Source organism: Pseudomonas sp. S35, assembly GCF_009866765.1.
GTDB lineage: Bacteria > Pseudomonadota > Gammaproteobacteria > Pseudomonadales > Pseudomonadaceae > Aquipseudomonas.
Window position 1 is genome coordinate 2,681,981 of record NZ_CP019431.1, and the last position, 19,736, is coordinate 2,701,716.

Here is a 19,736-nt window from a genome sequence, read left to right on the forward strand (position 1 = left end):
GAATCTATGGCAATCAGGCTTCTGTGGTGAGCGGGCTTGCCCCGCGCTGGGCTGCGAAGCGGCCCCTAAAACGTTCACCTCGACTGATTCTGGCACTCTGCGGTGACCTTATTGGGGCTGCTGCGCAGCCCAGCGCGGGGCAAGCCCGCTCACCACAGAGTGATGTGTCAGCCTTTAAGAGTTGTGTAGATAGCTATGCCCCGATGAGGGTGTGTCAGCCACCGATGTACACACTGACCCACCGCTATCGGGGGCAAGCCCCCTCCCACATGTGGACGATGTATTTCTGTGGGAGAGGGGTATGAGCCTGCTGCCCTACGCCTGGGCCAAATCCCAGCGCATTCTCCTGCGTCCCGGCGCCGACGGCATGTTGCTCACCGTCTGCCCCTCAACCCCCGGCTGGTCCATCAGCGAAGTCCGCCGCCAGTTCGGCGAGTCGCCCATTGAACAGGTACGCGACGACGAACTCGACGGCCTGCTCGCCAGTGCCTATGCCGACACGGGCAGTGCCGCTGCTGTGGTCGGTGCTGCCGAGAACGAGGTCGACCTGGACCGTCTGATGCAGGACATGCCCGAAATCACCGACTTGCTCGACACCCAGGACGGCGCGCCGGTGATACGCATGATCAACGCCTTGCTCACCCAGGCCGCCCGCGATGAGGCCAGTGATATCCACATCGAACCCTACGAAACCCACTCCGTGGTGCGCTACCGCGTCGACGGCACGCTGCGCGATGTGGTGTCGCCGCGCAAAGCCCTGCACGGCGCGCTGGTGTCGCGGATCAAGATCATGGCGCAGCTCGATATCGCTGAAAAACGCCTGCCCCAAGACGGACGCATTGCGTTGCGGGTGGCCGGGCGGCCGATTGATATTCGCGTGTCGACGGTGCCCACCGGGCATGGCGAGCGCGTGGTGATGCGCCTGCTCGACAAGCAGGCCGGGCGTTTGCAACTGGAAACCCTGGGCATGGAGCCGCAGTTGCTGGCGCGCCTCGATACGTTGATCCGCCAACCCCACGGCATCGTGCTGGTCACCGGGCCGACCGGCAGCGGCAAGACCACCAGTCTCTACGCGGCGTTGGCGCGGCTGGATGCGAGCACCAGTAATATCCTCACTGTGGAAGACCCGGTGGAGTACGACTTGCCGGGCATCAGCCAGATCCAGGTCAATGCCAAGATCGACATGACCTTCGGCCTGGCGTTGCGGGCGATTCTGCGCCAGGACCCGGACATCATCATGATCGGGGAAATCCGCGACCTGGAGACCGCACAGATCGCCGTGCAGGCTTCGCTCACCGGGCACTTGGTGCTCGCCACCTTGCACACCAACGATGCGGTGTCGGCGGTCAATCGCTTGATCGATATGGGGGTCGAACCGTTCCTGTTGGCGTCGTCAATGCTGGGGGTGTTGGCCCAGCGGTTGGTACGGCGCCTGTGTCCCCATTGCAAACAGGAAGACCCGGCCGCGCCGGGCACCTGGCGGCCGGTGGGATGCTCACAGTGCAACCAGATCGGCTACAGCGGGCGAACCGGTATTCATGAATTGTTCTGCGTCGACGACGAGGTGCGCAGCCTGATCCACCAGGGCGCGGGCGAGCAGGAGCTGCGCCTGGCTGCGCGCCGGGCCGGGATGTTGAGCATGCGTGAGGACGGCGAACGCTGGGTGCGCAGCGGTGCCACTGGCGCTGAAGAAATCCTGCGCGTGACACGGGACGCCTGATGAATCGCTACCGCTACGAAGCCGCCGATGCCAGCGGCAAAGTCGAAGTCGGGCATGTGGAGGCCGACAGTCAGAGCGCGGCGTTCGCCAACTTGCGCGGGCGCGGTTTGACGGCCTTGCTGGTGCAGATCGAAGGCGGTCAGCCAGCGGTCGCCGGCGGCAGTCTGTTCACGCCCAAGCTGTCGGACAACGACTTGGCCTGGGCCACGCGGCAACTGGCGAGCCTGCTTGGCGCCAGCCTGCCCTTGGAGGCGGCGCTGAGTGCCACGGTGGAACAGGCGGAGAAAAAGCACATCGCCCAAACGCTGGCGGCCGTGCGTGGCGATGTGCGCGGCGGCATGCGCCTGGCGGATGCGTTGGCGGCACGGCCACGGGACTTTCCGTCGATCTACCGCGCACTGATCGCGGCGGGGGAGGAGTCCGGTGACCTGGCCCAAGTGATGGAGCGCCTGGCCGACTACATCGAGGAACGCAACAACCTGCGCGGCAAGATCCTCACGGCGTTCATCTACCCCGGTGTGGTGGGGCTGGTGTCCATCGGCATTGTGATTTTCTTGCTCAGCTATGTGGTGCCGCAGGTGGTCAGCGCGTTTTCCCAGGCGCGCCAGGACCTGCCGGGACTGACCCTGGCAATGCTCAATGCCAGCGACTTTATCCGCGCCTGGGGCTGGCTGTGTTTCGCCGGGATCGTCGGTGGTTTCTGGAGCTGGCGCCTGTACCTGCGCAACCCCGTGGCGCGTTTGAATTGGCACAGCCGCGTGCTGCGCCTGCCGCTGATCGGGCGCTTTGTGCTGGGCTTGAACACGGCGCGGTTTGCCTCAACCCTGGCGATTCTCGGCGGTGCCGGTGTGCCGTTGTTGCGCGCACTGGAAGCGGCGCGACAGACCCTGTCCAATGAGCGTTTGAGCCAGTGCGTCAACGATGCCACCGCCAAGGTGCGCGAAGGGGTCAACCTGGCGCCGGCGCTGGCTGTGGAGAAAGTCTTTCCGCCGGTGCTGATCCACCTGATCGCCAGCGGCGAAAAAACCGGCGCCTTGCCGCCGATGCTGGAGCGTGCAGCGCAGACCCTGTCGCGGGATATCGAACGGCGCGCCATGGGCATGACCGCGTTGCTCGAACCGCTGATGATCGTGGTGATGGGCGCCGTGGTGCTGGTGATTGTGATGGCGGTGCTGTTGCCGATCATCGAGATCAACCAACTCGTCACCTGACGACATGCTGTAAAAAATGTGGGAGGGGACTTTGGTGAAAACATAACCTTAGCAAACGGGGCTTGTCTGTTCAGTTGATTTTGGCGCGGGCCGATATCGCCAGCCCCCAACCTCGGGTTCCTTATTCCGTCACATCCAGGCCCCTTGTCACAGCCCGTGCCGCCTTGAGGAAAGCCACGCTGAAACCTCGCTGTCACCTGCGGCCAAACCGCTCAGAATCATGACCGAAACACCCGAGAATCTTTTTAAAATCAAGTGCTTCCTCCCGAGGTTTTTTCCTACATCTGTCATCGGAAACTGCGACTTTCTCTCCATGGTTTTCACCCCCGGCCACCCCCGCATCACGGCTTGGGACCGAAGCCATGGCGTCATGCAAGAGCCATCTACCCCAAACGTACAAACACGACGAAAGGAGATTCTTCATGTTTAAGCGCAACGTTCTCGCGGTATCCATGACCCTCGCTGCACTGTGCTCGGCACAGGCTGCATTCGCTGACGTAAACGGCGGCGGCGCGACTCTGCCACAGCCGCTGTATCAAACCTCCGGCGTCCTCACCACGGGCTTTGCCGCCTACATCGGCGTGGGCAGCGGCAACGGCAAGTCAGCGTTCCTGAACAACGACTACTCCAAGCTCGTGGCTGGCGTGACCAATAAGAACGTGCACTGGGCGGGTAGCGATTCCAAGCTGTCGGCTGCCGAGCTGCTGGCTTACAAAACCAACAAGCAACCGACCTGGGGCAAGTTGATCCAGGCGCCATCGGTGGCCACTTCGGTTGCCATTCCGTTCAACAAGGCTGGCACCAATGCAGTTGACCTGAGCGTAAACCAACTGTGCGGTGTGTTCTCCGGTCGCTTGACCACTTGGGATCAGATCACCGGTTCTGGTCGTACTGGCCCGATCACCGTGGTTTACCGTGACGAGTCGAGCGGTACCACCGAGTTGTTTACTCGCTTCCTCAATGCCAAGTGCGCTGAAACCAAAACGTTCGCCATCACCACGACCTTCAAAGACAGCTACGGTTTTGTCCAGGGCGTCAGCGCCGGTACGCTGCCTGCCGGTGCTGTGCCTGCTGTCACCAGCCAAGGCGTGATGACCGCGCTTAACGCTGCCGAAGGTCGTATCACTTACATGAGCCCAGATTACGCGGCGACCACCCTGGCCGGTCTGGATGACGCCACCAAAGTGGCCAAGGTTGCCGGTGTTTCGCCTGCGCCTGCCAACGTTTCCACCGCCATCGGCCTGATCCCGGCGCCTACCGAAGCCCGTGAGGACGGTACGTTCATCGACGCGACCAACCAGGACAACTGGGTACCGGTATTTGCTGCCACCGCCACCGGCCCGGCGACTTTCGCTTACCCGGCCAGCGGCTACCCGATCCTGGGCTTCACTAACGTGATCTTCAGCCAGTGCTACGCCGACGCCACCCAGACCACCCAGGTCCGTGCGTTCTTCAACCGCCACTACGGCAACCTGATCAACAACGATACCGCCATCAACAACAACCGCTTCGTTCCGCTGCCAGCCAACTGGAAAAAAGCCGTGCGTGACACCTTCGCCACCGCTTCCAGCGCTCAAGGCATCGGTAACACCAGCGTCTGCAACGCCATCGGTCGTCCGCTGTAACCCAGGCTTTCAACGACCCGAAACCCCGATCAGCAACGGCCTGTGCCGTTGCTGATTTTTTTTGCGTTAGCAGTCCTTTATGAACTTTGCATGACAGAAGTTCAGTCCCGCCCCTCGCCAACCGCCTAACTCTCATACGTGAGCCTGTCCTGCTCCTGGCGATTACAAAGAAGGAAGATTCCCGATGGTCCGCTGCACACCCACGCTCAAGCTGAATGCCCACGGCTCGCACGCCCAGACGGTGTTGCGCCTCAAGCCCCTGGCCCAGGTCATTGCCTTGTTGGTGATGGCGGGCAATGCCCATGCGGCGACGGCGTTCAGCCCGGCCTGGTTCGCGGCCAAAGGGGCAAGCCAGGCGACGACGGCGGCCCGGATCAATGCGGGGCAGGTGCCGTCGGTGCCGACGTTGAACCAGCAGGCGCGGGTCAACCAGCAGTTGGCGCGCTCCATCAGCACGCTGAACACCACGGTCGCGGCCATTGCGGCGCAACAGGCGGCGCAGGCGGCCGGGCGGCAGGCGGCGTTTGGTCAGGTCTCGACGGTTCCCGATGGCCTCGGCAAGGGCGGCCTGCAGGTGGACAACAGCCTGACCCAGGGCTGGACCAACGCCAAGGCGCCGACCCAGACCCAGGCGGGTGGCAAGACCACGGTGAGTATCGAGCAGACCGCCGACAAGGCGATCCTCAATTGGGAGACTTTCAACGTCGGGCGCAACACCACGGTGGATTTCCAGCAGCAGTCGACCTGGGCGGTGCTCAACCGCGTCAATGACCCTGAGGCACGCCCCAGCCAGATCCAGGGCCAGATCCAGGGCGCCGGCACGGTGATGATCATGAACCGCAATGGCGTGGTCTTCAGCGGCACCAGCCAGGTCAATGTGCGCAACCTGGTGGCGGCCGCCGCAACCCTTACCGATGAACAGTTCACCCAACGCGGCCTCTATGTCGACACCAATGGCACGCAACCGACCTTCACCAACGCGGCGGGCAAGGTCGAGGTACAGCGCGGCGCGTTGATCCAGACCCACACCGCCGCCACCTCCACCGACGCGGGCGGCTATGCCTTGCTGCTCGGCAGCGAAGTGGAAAACGCCGGCACCCTTATCACCGCCAAGGGCCAGACCACCCTGGCGGCCGGCGACAGTTTTTACATCCGCAAAGGGGTGGGCACGGCGGGCAACGAGCGGTCCACCACCCGTGGCAATGAAGTCGCCACCAGCCTGATAGCCGGCAGCACGGCGGGAACGGTGATCAACAATGGCTTGATCATGGCCTCCACCGGCGACGTCACCCTGACCGGGCACCAGGTGCAGCAAAACGGCGTGGCCTTGGCCAGCACCTCGGTGGACACCCGCGGCTCCATTCACTTGCTCAATTCGGCCAGCGACACCACGGGCAGCATCACCCTGGGCGAGGGCAGCACCACCGCGATCCTGTTGGACGCCAGCGGCAGCACCGCGCTCAACAGCCAGAAAGACAACGGCCTGATCAAGCTCGACGGCACGCCCGCCAACCTGGTCACGGGGCAGTTCAACCACCTCAGCGCCGTGGCCGACCGCACGGACCAGTCACGCATCGAGATCGTCAGTGGCGCCACCGTGGACTTCCAGAAAGGCTCGATCACCCTCGCCACCGGCGGCCAGGTGGCGGTCAGCGCCGGCCAGCGCAGCCTGGTGCGCGATGGTGCGATGATCGATGTATCGGGCGCCGTGGGCGTCAAGGTGTCGATGGAAGCCAACAACATCAAGATCAATGTGCAGGGCAACGAGCAGCGGGATGCGCCGGTCAACCGCGACAATGGGCAACTGATCAACAATGACGTGTGGGTGGATTTGCGCGACCTGGTGTTTGTGCCCGCCGGTACCAACGGCTACGCCACCGATCGCTGGTACACCGCCGGTGGCCTGCTGGAAGTCGGCGGCTATCTCGGCACCCAGGGCCATTCGGTGGGTGAATGGATGGCCCAGGGTGGCACCGTGACCTTTACCGGCAAGGACGTGGTGACCCAGCAGGGTGCACAGATCAACCTGTCGGGCGGCACCGTGGATGTGCAAGGCGGCTATATCCGGCAAACCTGGCTCAAGGGCCCGGATCGGCGGTTGTACGAGTTGTCCAAGGCTGCGGGCGACATTCTTTATTCAGGGATCTACAAGGGCTATGAAGACACCAGCGTCCGCTGGGGCCAGACCGAGTATTACTACAACCCGTTGATCGCTCCACAGGGCCGTAAAGAGGCCGGTTATACCGTGGGGCGTGACGCCGGCAAGCTGGTGGTCAGCACCGCCAGCGCGGTGCTGGAAGGCCAGATGATCAGCGCGGTGTTCCAGGGTGATCGCCAGACCCAGGCACCGAACATCAACCTCGACGGTTACCAGCAGTCCCAGAAGGCGATGGCCCAGCTCGCGCAGTTGATCATTGGCCAGTACACGCCGGTCTATAACAAGACCACCGGCACGTTGCGCTATGCCTTGGGGGCGAACGCCGACGAGGTGTCGCTCGACGGCAACCTGGAAAAAATCGCCGATGGCCTGGACCTCGCTACCGCGTTGCCCCAGGACCGCCAGGGCAAGATCCTGCTCGACAGCGGGCAGCTCAGTGGCAACCCGCTGGGTGCGATCAAGGTCGCGGCCCGGCAGCAGGTGACCGTCAATGGCGCGCTCGGCGTGGCCGACGGCGGCGACATCACCCTGTTCGGGCCGAGGGTTGATATCAATGCCAACCTCACGGCCCAGGGTGGCAGCATCAATGCCGGCAACATTCTCAGCCAGGTCAACCCGCTCAAGGCCGGGGCGGTCGAGGACACGACCCTGGCCGGTGGTTCGAGCGTGAATGTCGCCGCCGGCGTCAAGCTCGATGCCCGTGGTCGCTGGAACAACCTGCTGCTCGACTCGGCCAACAGCACTGGCGTTGCGTATGTCAACGGCGGCAAGGTGTCGTTGCGCAGTTCGAACAACGTCAACCTGGCGGCCGGCAGCGGGGTAGATGTGTCCTCCGGCGCGACCCTTGGGGTAGACGGCAAACTCTCCGGCGGCAAGGGCGGCAGTGTGACGCTGGGCGCCCTCGGTGCGCTGAGCCTGGACGGCGCGGTGCGCGGCTACGGCGTGAACGGCGGCGGCACCCTGGCCTTGCAGGCACGCAAGGTGCAGATCGGCAACAGTGCGGGTGCGGTGGACAGCGACACCCTGCAACTGGGCGGCGACTTTTTCAACAAGGGCTTCTCGGCCTACGACATCACCGGCAACGAAGGGCTGATCGTCACCGATGGCACCCAGGTCGATGTCAGCCTGCCGACCTATCGCGTGGGCGCGCAAGCGTCCACGCTGCCGACGGGCAGCGACCCCGCCACGGCCCTGGAGCAATGGACGCCGCCGCTGTATCAGGAGGACGCGACCAAGGGCGTGCTGACCCAGCGCCGTGGCGCCGGCTTGAGCCTCACCGCCGGCACGGTCTACGCCAGTGCTGCGGACCTGGCGACCACGGCCCTGACGGTGGGCCACGGCGCGGTAATCAACGTCGACCCCGGCCAGGCCATTCAACTGCACAGCATCGGTCAATTGACCCTGGACGGTGCGCTCAATGCCTGGGGCGGCAGCGTCACCTTGGGCGGCGTGACCACTGGCGCGTCGGAGGCGGTCAATGCCATCGGCCATGACCGCTCGATCTGGATTGGCGAACAGGCATTGATCGACGTGGCGGCGCGGGCGGCCACGGCGGTGGACTACCGCGGGCGCACCTACGGCGTGGTGCGCAACGGCGGTACGATCAACATTGGCGGCACCCTGGACCTGAACACCGGCCTGACGACGGCCAGCGACCTGTTCGTGGTGGTGCGCGACGGTGCGCGCCTGGATGCGTCCGGCACCCAGGCCTTGTTGAATGTGCCAGGGCAGGGCGCAGTGACGGTCGCCAGCAACGGCGGCAGCATCAGCCTGGCCTCAAACAATGGCCTGTACCTGGACGGCAGCCTGGTCGCCAGGGCCGGTGGCGTTGGCGCGGCGGGCGGTAGCCTCAACCTGGTGCTGGAGAGCCCCTATTATCAGAGGGCGGGCGTTACGGACCGGGTGCTCAAGGTCCGTGACGTGGTCGTGAGCCAGGTGCATCAGCCGACCGCGTCGGGCGACAGCCTGGAGTACGGGCATGGTCGACTGGGTGTGGACCAAGTCACTGCCGGCGGCTTCGATAACCTCGCGCTGTTGAGCAATGGCCTGCTGAGCTTTGACGGCGATGTGAACCTGGACATGGGCCAGAGCCTGCGCCTTTACAGCCGTGGCTATGGGCTCAGCGAAAACGCCCCGGCCAACGCCCGTATCAACCTGAAGGCGCCGCACCTGTTGCTGGCGGGCTACCTCGCGCCGCCCGAGACCGGCAAGGATTTGTACGTGCGCCCGGTGCCGGTGCTGCCGGCGCCGTCCCAGCGCGCAACCGAGGCGCAGTTCAATGCCGACGGCAACCTGGTGGAAGTGCGCGGCAACGTGATATTCGGTAATCGCAGCAGCCTGTACAGCGCCGACAATAGCCTGGCGAGCCTTGAGCGCCGTGGCTTCGATCAGGTCAACCTGACCAGCCAGGGCGATCTGCGCTTTCTGGTCGGTGCCTCCGCAAACGACATCATCACCGGGGTCAGCACCCAGTTACTGACCCAGGGCGACATGACCCTGCGGGCGGCGCAGGTGTACCCGAGCTCGGACGTCAGTGCCCGAGTGATCGCTGGCTACCTTGGCGAATCAACGACGCTGAATCTGGGCCTGGACTTTGATTCGTTGCGCACATTGACGATTGGCCGCGTCGGCAGCACGGATGCGCCCCTGCCGTATTCGGCATTCGGGCGCCTGCAATTGGGCGCTGCCACCGTCAAGCAAGGCGGCGTGGTGCGCGCGCCCCTGGGCCTGATCGATATCGGCAGCATGGGCAGCAGCCTGGTGCAATTGCTGCCGGGTAGCGTCACGTCGGTGAGTGGCAGGGGGCTGGTGTTGCCGTATGGCGGCACGCTGGACGGGCAGGTCTACACCTACAACGGCAAGACCGTGACCTTCCTTGGCCAGGGCGGACTGGCCAATGCCAACAGCGACTTGAGCGTCGGCGTCATTCTGGGTGGCCAGTCGGTTGCGGTGCAGCCCGATGCCATCCTGGACCTGTCGGGCGGTGGCGAGTTGCTCGGCGCCGGTTTTGTTTCCGGGCGCGGCGGTTCCACGGATGCGCGTTACAACCCGCTGGTGCAATTTGGCGCCAGCGGCGGGTTTGTGCTGCCGGGGCTGTCCACCAACCCGATCTACGCCATCGTACCCGGCGTGCAACCTGGCGCGGCGCCAGTGGCCGCCGAGGGCGGTGCCGTGGCGCCGCTGGTTGGTCAACAGGTGACCATTGGCGCGGGTGTGCCGGGGTTGCCGGCGGGCACCTACACCTTGATGCCGTCGACGTATGCCTTGATGCCCGGCGCCTTTCGCGTGGAGATCAATGGCTTGGCCGGGCTCGGCAGCGACGCCGCGACCACCTTGATGCGCAATGGCTCGTGGTCGACGGCCGGGCAGCTGTCGATTGCCCACACCGGGATCCGCAACAGCATCGCCAGCCAGTTGATCCTGACCTCGGCGGACACCCTGCGCCGTTATTCCCAATACAACGAAACCAGTTACGCCCAGTTCGCCAAAGCCGACGCGGCCAGGTTGGGCGTGCCGCGCCCACTGCTGGAAGTCGACGCCAAGACCCTGAAACTGGCACTGCGCCCCGGCCAGGGCGCCGATGCATTCTCGTTCGAAGGTATCGGCCGTTTTGATGCCGCGACAGGCGGGTATGGCGGTACGGTCGCGGTGTTGGATTCAAGCCACCTGGGTATCGAAGTGGTCGCCGCTGACGCCTCGGCGACCGCCGGCTTTTCCGGCATCACCCTTAAAGCCGACACCCTCAATGCCATCGGTGCCTCAAGGCTGATGGTGGGTGGCTTGACAGCGGTGGAGTATGGCCAGTCGGGTAACTTCATCGGCCTGGCATCGGGTGTGAATGCCGCCAACAGCAGTGTGACCCTGCGTGCAGGCGCCACGCTGGCCGCACCCGAAGTGTTCCTGGTGAGCAACACCGGCGCAATCGTGGTCGAGCAGGGCGCTTGGATCAATACCTTGGGGCAGGGCACCGCCAGCTACGATGCGCGCGACGGTTTTATCTACCAGGTTGCCAATATGCTCGCGGTGTCCAACGGGTTGCTCAACGTGGTCGGTGCCATCCAGCCCGCTGGCGTGATCAGCGGTGGTATCAACATTGGCGCCTGCAGCAGCGCCTGCACCGGCCAGACCGGCTTGTATGCCGATGGCAGCATCGTGGCCCTGACCGACAGCAACTTCCAACTCGGCGACCAGGTGCGCTATGGCACCCGTCACCTCAACCTGGGCGTGAGCACCATCAACCTGGGCAGCGTCGATGCCCTCGCCGCCGCAGCCGCCGCCAACCGCTTGCCCGCCGGCCTGACCCTGAACCAGGCGCTGCTCGACCGCCTGCTGCGCGGCGATACGCAACTAGGCGCACCGGCCCTGGAGACCCTGCAGTTGTCGGCGCGTGACGGGTTTAACTTCTATGGCAGCGCCAGCCTCGACACCTATGACCCGCTGACCGGCAAGTCGCTGCTGAGCAACCTGATGCTGTCCACCCCGGCCATGTACGGCGCCGGTGGTGCCAGCGATGTGGCGAGCATTCACACCGCCAACCTGATCTGGCTGGGCGCGACCAACGCCCCCGGCGCGGTGGTGACGGGCGGCGCAGGCACCGGCAGCGGGCGCCTCGATATCAATGCCGAACGCATCGAGTTTGGTTATGGCGAATTCGGCCAGCCGAGCAATGTAAAAAGCTTCGACCGCCTGGCCCTGGGCTTTGCCAACGTCAACCTCAATGCCAGCGAGCGCATCACCGCCAACCACAAGGGCAGCCTGTCGGTGTACCAGCGCCAGGGCGCCTATGACCCGGTCAGCGGCTTCCAGTACAGCGGCGGCAACCTGACCATTCGCACCCCGCTGATGACCGGTGAGGCCGGCTCTGTGAACACGATCAAGGCCGGCGGCGCGATCGATATCGGCGCTTCGGCAGGCCCCCGTGGCAGCGCCAGCGGCCAGGGCGCTAAGCTGTCCCTGCAAGGCGACAGCCTCCGTGTGGCCAGTGCGGTGGTGTTGCCCAGCGGCAACGTCAGCCTCAATGCCCGGGGCGACGTGGTGTTGACCGACGACGCGCTGATCGATGTAGCCGGTCGTGGGATCACCTTCAACGATGTGACCCAATACGGTTGGGGCGGCGATGTGCTGCTCGACAGCCGCAGTGGCAATATCCTGCAAGCGGCGGGCTCGACCATCGACCTGTCCGCCAAGCACAACCAGGCCGGCAAGTTGCGTGCGGTGGCGACGGATGCAGCGGGCGGGATCGTTGACCTGCAAGGCAAGATCCTCGGCAGCAGCAGTGGTGACTACAATGCGGGCGGCACCTCGTTGCCGCAGCCGGCCGGTACCGTGGAGATCCAGGCGCAGCGCTTGGGCAGCAGCGGCTCCCTGGACCAGCAGTTTGCCGACCTCAACCAGCGCTTGAACCAAGGCGAAGTGTTCGGCGCGCGCAGCTTCCAGCTCAAGCAGGGCGACCTGACCATCGGCGACGGGCTCAAGGCCAGCACTGTCAGCGTGTCGGTGGACAACGGCAGCCTGCGCGTGACCGGCCTGGTGGACGCCAGCGGCGAACGCGTGGGCAGCATCAACCTGGCCGGCAAAAACGGCCTGACCCTGGACAGCACCGCAGTGCTCGACGCCCACGGCAGCAAGCTGCGGGTGGACAGCTACGGCAAGATCATCGACTCGCCGAACCGCGCAATGGTGGTGCTGGGCTCCGGCAGCGGCCAGTTGACCCTCGCCGATGGCGTGCGCATCGACCTGCGCCACGGTACCGGCGCGGCTGTCGGCAATGACGCACGCAATCGCGGCACTTTGGAACTGAACGCCCCCCGGTTGGCAGGCAATGACGTGGCGATCGACGCCAGCGGACGCTTGACCATTGAGGGCGCGCGTTCGATCACCCTCAACGGCATGGCGACCTATGACGATGCCCCCGAAAAAAACGATCCGACCGCCAGTGGCAGGCCGTATCAGGAGATCAACCAGGATTATCTGGATAAGAAACACAAGCTGGCCGGCGATTTCATCGATGCCGCCTTGCTCAACACACACCTGACGCAGAACAAACTCGCCGGTTTGAACAACGCCACCTACGCCGACGCCTTCCACTTGCGCCCCGGTGTGCAAATCGTCAGCAAGACCGCTGACGGCGACCTGGTGGTGCAGGGTGACCTGGACTTGTCCGGTTATCGCTATGCCAGCCTCAATCCCAATAGCCAGAAGCAAGACACTGTCTACGGCTCCGGTGAGTCCGGCAGCCTGACCCTGCGCGCCGGCGGTGACCTGAATATCTACGGCAGTATCAACGATGGCTTCGCCAAACCGCCGGTGTCCGAGGATGACAAGGGCTGGGTGCTGCTGCCCGGTGTGGACTTCAGCGGCGGCACCATCGTGGTGCCGGGCAATGGCGTGACCCTGGCGGACGGCACAGCCTTCCCGGCGGGCAGTACGTTGAACTACGACTTGCCGATCAAGGGCCTGACGGTCGCCGCCGGCACCCGTTTGCCGGTGGCCGCGACATTGGGCCAAGACGTGGTGCTGCCGGCAGGCAGTGTATTGGCGGCTGACGTACGCGATGCCGGTGGCAACCTGTTGTTCGTCGCCGGTACGTTGCTCGGTGAGGCGCAGACCCTGGTGGCGGGCACCCAGCTGGGCGCCGGCACACTGTTGACCCAAGGCACCCGCCTGCAAGACATGACCTGGCCCAAAGGCGTGCCGCTGCCGACGGTGCACGGTGCGAACCTGGCCAACAACAGTGTGCAACTGAGTGGCAGCAAGGACTTGCCGAAGGGCGCGCTGATCCCCGCCGGCACCGATGTGAAGTTGCCCAACGGGGCGGATTCGGTGCAGTTGCGAGTGGGGGTGTCCGGCGATGCCGGTCAGGTGTGGGCCATTTCGCCGATGCTGGCCGAAGGCACCCAGTCGTGGTCGTTGCGCCTGGTGGCCGGTGCCGACACCGAAGCGGCGGACAGCCGTTTGCTGCAAGCCCACCCGCGCAGCGGTGATATTCACCTGGCGGACAATCACTACGGCATGTATGCCAAGGAATTGCCGAGCAAGGGCGTCCAGACCTGGACCGCCGAAGCGGTAGCGGTGTTGACCGAGGCGGGTTTGGACATCAAAGAGGGCGACCCTATCGACCAGCAATTGCTCAATGATTTGAGCCTGGGGTCGATTGAGGATTTCTGTGCCGGTGCGCCGGAGTATTGCGCGATCAAAGTCACCTACGTGTGGACTCAGCAAGCGGCCGATGATCTGTTGAACCAGTCCGGCGTGATCATTCCCGTGGGGGCGGTGATCACCAATGAGTTCCTCGCCAGCCTGCAATTGCCTACGGTGGAAGAGGTGTGCGCCATCGCTCCCGAATACTGTGCGGCCCAGAGCAAGACCGAATATGCAGCAACGCCTTCGAGCACACGCTTCAGTGTGATCCGCACCGGCAGCGGCGACCTGGAACTGTTGAGCGCGGGCAGCTTGCGCATGGATTCGCTGTACGGTGTGTACACCGCCGGTACTTCTTCGACCGGCACTTTCGCAGGCGACCCTTACAACCTGCCCAAGGCGAAGCCGTCGGGCGCCGTGCTGAACGATCCAGGCAGCTACTTTGAACAGTTCGTCAACGGCTCACCCACCAGTCGCTACCGGGCTTGGTACCCGCAAGCGGGGGGCAATGTGACCCTGAATGTCGGCGGTGACCTGACCGGCAATATCACCAGCACTACCTCCAGCCGCACGCGCCCCAACCCTCAGGATGCCGGGGTGGACTCGGCTGCGGTCGGCAACTGGCTGTGGCGCCAGGGCAGTGGTGGTGTCGCCACGGGCGGGCAAGCTCAACCTACCGCGTGGTGGATCAATTTTGGCAGTTACACCGCCACCACTGCGGCAGACAAAATGCTCGGTTTCACTGGCTTCGGCACCCTCGGCGGCGGCAACTTGGACGTGAACGTGGGCGGCGATGCCGGGGTGCTGGATACCTTGGGTTACGACCTCAATGGCTCCGGGGCCAACCCCCATAGCCAGGGCCTGGTCCTGGCCGTCGGCAGCACGGGGCGGATCGCCAGCGATGGCAGTCAGCAATTGACCGGCGGCGGCGATTTGCGCGTACGCATCGGTGGTGCGCTGAACCCGGCCAGCGTGGCTGCAACGGCGGACCATCGCGATGGTGTGCTGGTCAACCTGCGCGGTGATGTGCAGTTGCGCAGCGCCAGCGTGGGCAGCGTCGACATGCTGTACGGCAGTATTGCTCGCAGCCAAAGCCCTGGCGAGACCCGAGCGTTCGACCCATTGGTCGCGACCCGTGGCGTTGCACGCGGCGGCATGACCCTGGTGCCGGGTGATGCCACCTTCAACCTGCAGACCCTGGGTGACCTGGTGGTGCAGAACGTCGAAGACCCGGGCCGGGTACAGCTCTCTCACGCGTCACCTTTTGTGCAAGCCGAAAAACCCGGCAGCGGCGCAAGCTGGTTTACGCTGTGGACCCAAGACACGGCGATTGATCTGTTTTCACTGGGCGGCAACCTCACCCCCTTCAGCCGCTCCGAGGCGACGGTCGACCTGGCGGTGGTCTACCCGTCCATCCTCAGGGCGACCGCCGCGGGCGGCAGTCTGTATTACGGTAAAGCTGCGCAGGCGCAGGTCAACAGTGACAACACCTACAGCTACCCCTTGCTGTTGGCGCCAGGCGAGGATGGCCAGTTGCAGTTCCTCGCCCAGGACTCGATCTACGCCGGCGGCATGCCTGTCAGCCAGTCCGGCACGGCGAACAGCGCGATGGCGACGCCGTGGAATCCTGCGTATCAAGGCCGTGTTGGCAATGCCGTGGTTGCCAGCAACCTGTCGATCACGGGCAACGCGGGCAATCTGGCGTTGTTCGCATTCGGGGCTGGCACCACAGCGTCCTCTGTCCGCAGTGCTGAACCGGCGCGGTTTTATGCGATGGACGGCGACCTGATCGGGGTGAGCAGTGGTCGGATCATCACGTTCCAGAAGAGTGTCGGGGCAGTGCATGAAGGTGAGACCTGGTATGAAGGGAATGGCGCGGTACGGATGATGGCGGGGCGGGATATCGTCAGCAGTGGCCGTACCTTTGGCACCGATGGTTTTGCTGTCGCGGCGCCAAGCGACAATCTGTTCATCCACCAAAATACTCAGGACATCTCCATCGTGTCTGCCGGGCGCGACATTCTCTACAGCAACTTCCAGGTCGCCGGCCCTGGCCTGCTGGAAGTGTCGGCCGGGCGCAATATCCTGCTGACAGGCACGGGCGGCGAGCACAGCGTGACCAGCCTCGGCGCGGTGTTGCCGGGCGATAACCGCCCGGGTGCGAGCATCGTCATGCAAGCCGGTGTCGGCGCCAATGGGCCGGATTACCAGCGGTTCGTCCAGACCTACCTGAACCCGCTCAACCAGGCACAGGTGGGCGAGTCCTTGCAGGGCACCAAGGTGGCCAAGACCTACGAGGACGAACTGGTCACCTGGCTGGCCGAGCGCTTCGGGTTTGCCGGCGACAGCGAGCAGGCCCGGGCGTATTACGCCGCGTTGCCCGCCGAGCAACAGCGGGTGTTTGCCCGTGACGTGTATTTCGCTGAACTCAAGGCTGCCGGCCGCGAGTACAACCAGGACGGTGGCGTGCGCGAGGGCAGCTACCTGCGTGGCCGTGCGGCGATAGCGGCGTTGTTCCCGGCCAAGGACGTGGCCGGTAACCCGATCACTTACCTGGGCGACATCACCCTGTTCAACGGCTCGGGCGTGCACACCAATGCCGGCGGCTCGATCCAGATGCTCACCCCCGGCGGCGGCCAGACCTTCGGCATCGAAGGCGCGGCGCCACCGTCCACGGCGGGGGTGATCACCCAGGGTGCCGGTGATATTCAGCTGTATTCCATGGGCAGCATCCTGCTGGGGCAGAGCCGCATCATGACCACCTTTGGCGGCTCGATCATGGGCTGGACCGCCGAGGGAGACATCAACGCTGGTCGCGGCTCCAAGACCACCGTGGTGTACACGCCGCCCAAGCGCGTCTATGACAACTGGGGCAACGTGAGCCTGTCGCCGTCGGTGCCGAGTACCGGCGCGGGGATTGCCACGCTGAACCCGATCCCGCAAGTGCCAGCGGGGGACATCGACCTGATCGCGCCGCTGGGCACCATTGATGCGGGCGAGGCAGGGATTCGGGTGTCGGGTAACGTCAACATCGCGGCGTTGCGGGTGGTGAACGCGGCGAATATCCAGACCCAGGGCAAGTCGTCCGGGGTGCCCGTGACGGCCTCTGTCAACACCGGTGCGATGAGCTCGGCCAGCGCGGCGGGGGCGGCGGCGTCCCAGGCGGCAGAAGACGCAGCGCGCAGTCAACAGGCGGCGGCCAAGCAGGGCAGGGCCTCGATCGTGACCGTGGAGGTGTTGAGTTTTGGTTCGGAGCCTGTGCAGCGGGGGCCTGAAGACGGGCAAAAAACGTCGGGGTATAACCCGAACAGCCCGGTGCAGGTGTTGGGTGCGGGACCGCTGAGCGAACAGGCGCGGGCGCGGTTGACGGATGAGGAGCGCAAGCAGATCAGTTTGTAGATCACGGACCTCTCGTTGGACTTTGGGGCGATCTTTGATTGCCCCGTTTTTTATCGATGTTCAAATGTTGGGGGGGCTTGCCCCCTCCCGCGTTGGATCTCCAAACAGCAGAAAAATGAAGCTTTCATGACAAAAGTTCGGTAGCCAACGCCCACCCCCGTCTCTCCTGTGTAACGCGCTCAAGAACACCACGCAGGTGTTTTCAAAGCCGCCAGCAGGACGCCAGGAGTGGGGCAATGGGATCTATGGAACGTTATTCAAAAGTCGGCATGCAGGAGCTCGACCAGCGCCTGTCAAAGATCGTCGAAGCCGCGCGCAAGAAGCCGGTGTCGGTCTATCGCTACGGCGCACCCTGGGTGTGGATCGTCTCCCAGGACGATTGGCAGGGCGCGTTGAAGGAAGTCTCCAGCTACATCCCCGCCGGCCATTCCCTGGTATTGCTGCGCCCGCAGATCGACGACGTGCTGGACCAGCACCGCGACTGGCTGGTGGCCGAACCGTCGATGTTGATCGCACCGCAGACCGTGTTGCAGATCCTGCTGCTGCAACTGTTGTATTCGGTGCCCAGCGAACAGCAACTGCACGAACAGCTCAACTACAACCTGCTGTTCCGCTGGTTCGTTGGCCTGGACCTGAACCAGAAGGTCTGGAGCATTCACGTGCTGACCCGTGACATCGCCACGCTGCTCAACAACCCGCGTGCGGTGCAACTCATCCAGAAAATCGTCGGTGACGTGTTTTGTGGCGCCTTGCTGCACATGCCGGAGTTCTCGTTGAACTTCGCCTTGCTGCACACCTGGCTGGCACGCCACGGCAATACCTCGATCGCCAGCAATTGAGCCGGCCGAACGCCGTGTCGGTGGCGGCGAAAACCATTAGAACGTCAGGGGGCGGTGTGGAACATCTGTTCAAATCAACGCTGGTGCTGTGCTGCTTGACGCTGGGGGGCATGGCCCAACCCGCGTTGGCGGAGGACGCGGCACCGGCACGCAAAGTGGACGTCAATGAGTATTTCGTGCGCGGCAATACCGTGCTCGATGCGGCGACGATCGAGGAGGCGGTGTACCCGTTCCTGGGCCCGCAAAAGACCCTGGACGATATCGAAGGCGCCCGTGATGCGCTGCAGAAGATCTACCAGGCACGCGGTTACCAATCGGTGTTTGTGGAGCTGCCGGAGCAGAAGGTCGATGACGGCATCGTCTACCTGCAGGTCAGCGAAACCAAGGTCGGCCGGGTGCGGGTGGTGGGTGCCAAGCATTACTCGCCGGTGGAGATCCGCGAGCAAGTACCGGGCCTGGAGGAGGGCGCGGTACCGGACTTTGCCAGCGTGCAAACCCAGTTGGCCGGGCTCAACCGCAGTGCCGGGCGCCAGGTCACGCCGCTGGTGCGCGAGGGCCAGCGCCCCGGCACTATGGATGTGGATCTGCAGGTGGAGGACCAGAACCCCTGGCACGCCAGTCTTGGCCTGAACAACGATTACAGCGCCGACACCGAGAAGCTGCGTTCGGTCGCCAGCCTGGGCTACGACAACCTGTGGCAACTGGGCCACAGCATCTCCCTGACGTTCTTTACCGCGCCCCAGGACACCGACAACGCCAAGGTCTGGTCGGGCTCCTACAGCGCGCCGCTGGATGAGCGCTGGACCTTGCAGTTCTCCGGTTACCAGTCCGACAGCAACATCGCCACCATCGGCGGCAGCAACGTGTTGGGCAAGGGCCATTCCTACGGGGTGTCGGCGATCTATAACCTGCCGGCCGCTGGCAATTGGGCCAATTCCTTCTCGTTCGGTATCGATTTCAAAGACTTCGACGAGCAGATGAGATTCGGCGCGAGCAGCGATCAGGTGCCGCTCAAGTACGCGCCGTTCACCCTCGGCTACAACGGCTATCGCTACACCGAGCAATCCCAGTTGGGCTTGGGCTTGAACCTGGTCGTCGGTACTCGCGCCTTCTTTGGCTACGGCAGCGACGCCGAAGAATTCGACTACAAGCGCTACAAGGCCAGCGCCAGTTTTGCGGTGCTCAAGGGCGATCTGAATTACAGCTACACCTTCGCCAACGATTGGCAGTCGGCGTCCAAGGCCGCGTTCCAGCTGGCCTCGGGGCCGCTGGTGTCCAACGAACAGTATTCGGCCGGTGGCGCCACGTCGGTGCGCGGCTACCTGGCGGCGGAACGTACCGGTGATGAGGGCGTGTTGCTGTCCCAGGAACTGCGCACGCCGTCCCTGGCCAAGTTCCTCGGCAGTTATGTGCAGGAGTGGCGCTTCTATGCGTTCGCCGAAGGCGCGCGCCTGCGCCTGCACGACCCGCTGCCCGAGCAAGAAGACGAATACAGCCTGGCCAGTGTCGGCCTGGGCACCCGCGCCAGTTTGAGCAAGTGGTTGTCTGGCAGCCTGGATTGGGGCTACCCGCTGCTCGATGGACCGAACACCCAGAAACAGGATTCGCGACTGCACTTCAGTGTGCAGGCGACGTTCTGACTTT

General features: G+C 64.2%; 6 protein-coding genes. All 6 read left to right on the forward strand.

Going from position 1 to position 19,736, the window contains the following annotated elements; genetic code table 11:
• Positions 1-301 precede the first annotated feature (301 nt).
• The 6 genes from gspE (at position 302) to PspS35_RS12235 (ending at position 19,732) form a co-directional block, all read left to right on the forward strand.
• Complete coding sequence (gspE, locus tag PspS35_RS12210; protein ID WP_159934765.1) at positions 302-1,720, forward strand: type II secretion system ATPase GspE; 1,419 nt, start codon at positions 302-304, stop codon at positions 1,718-1,720.
• On the forward strand, positions 1,720-2,931 hold the full coding sequence (gspF, locus tag PspS35_RS12215; RefSeq protein ID WP_159934767.1) for a type II secretion system inner membrane protein GspF: 1,212 nt from the start codon (positions 1,720-1,722) through the stop codon (positions 2,929-2,931). The genes gspE and gspF overlap by 1 nt, the downstream gene beginning before the upstream one ends.
• Before the next feature lie 422 nt (positions 2,932-3,353).
• Entirely contained in the window at positions 3,354-4,556 is a 1,203-nt protein-coding gene (locus tag PspS35_RS12220; protein ID WP_159934769.1) for a substrate-binding domain-containing protein, read from the forward strand.
• A gap of 184 nt (positions 4,557-4,740) precedes the next feature.
• A complete protein-coding gene (locus tag PspS35_RS12225; RefSeq protein ID WP_159934771.1) occupies positions 4,741-17,253 on the forward strand; it encodes a filamentous hemagglutinin family protein in 12,513 nt (4,170 codons plus the stop codon).
• A 245-nt stretch (positions 17,254-17,498) separates the two neighbouring features.
• Positions 17,499-18,092: a transposase gene (locus PspS35_RS12230; protein WP_159938035.1), complete on the forward strand. Its 594-nt coding sequence runs from the start codon at positions 17,499-17,501 to the stop codon at positions 18,090-18,092.
• Positions 18,093-18,148: 56 nt separating this feature from the next.
• The gene (locus PspS35_RS12235) at positions 18,149-19,732 is read left to right on the forward strand and encodes a ShlB/FhaC/HecB family hemolysin secretion/activation protein (RefSeq protein WP_159934773.1); all 1,584 of its coding nucleotides are present in this window, start codon (positions 18,149-18,151) and stop codon (positions 19,730-19,732) included.
• Positions 19,733-19,736 lie beyond the last annotated feature (4 nt).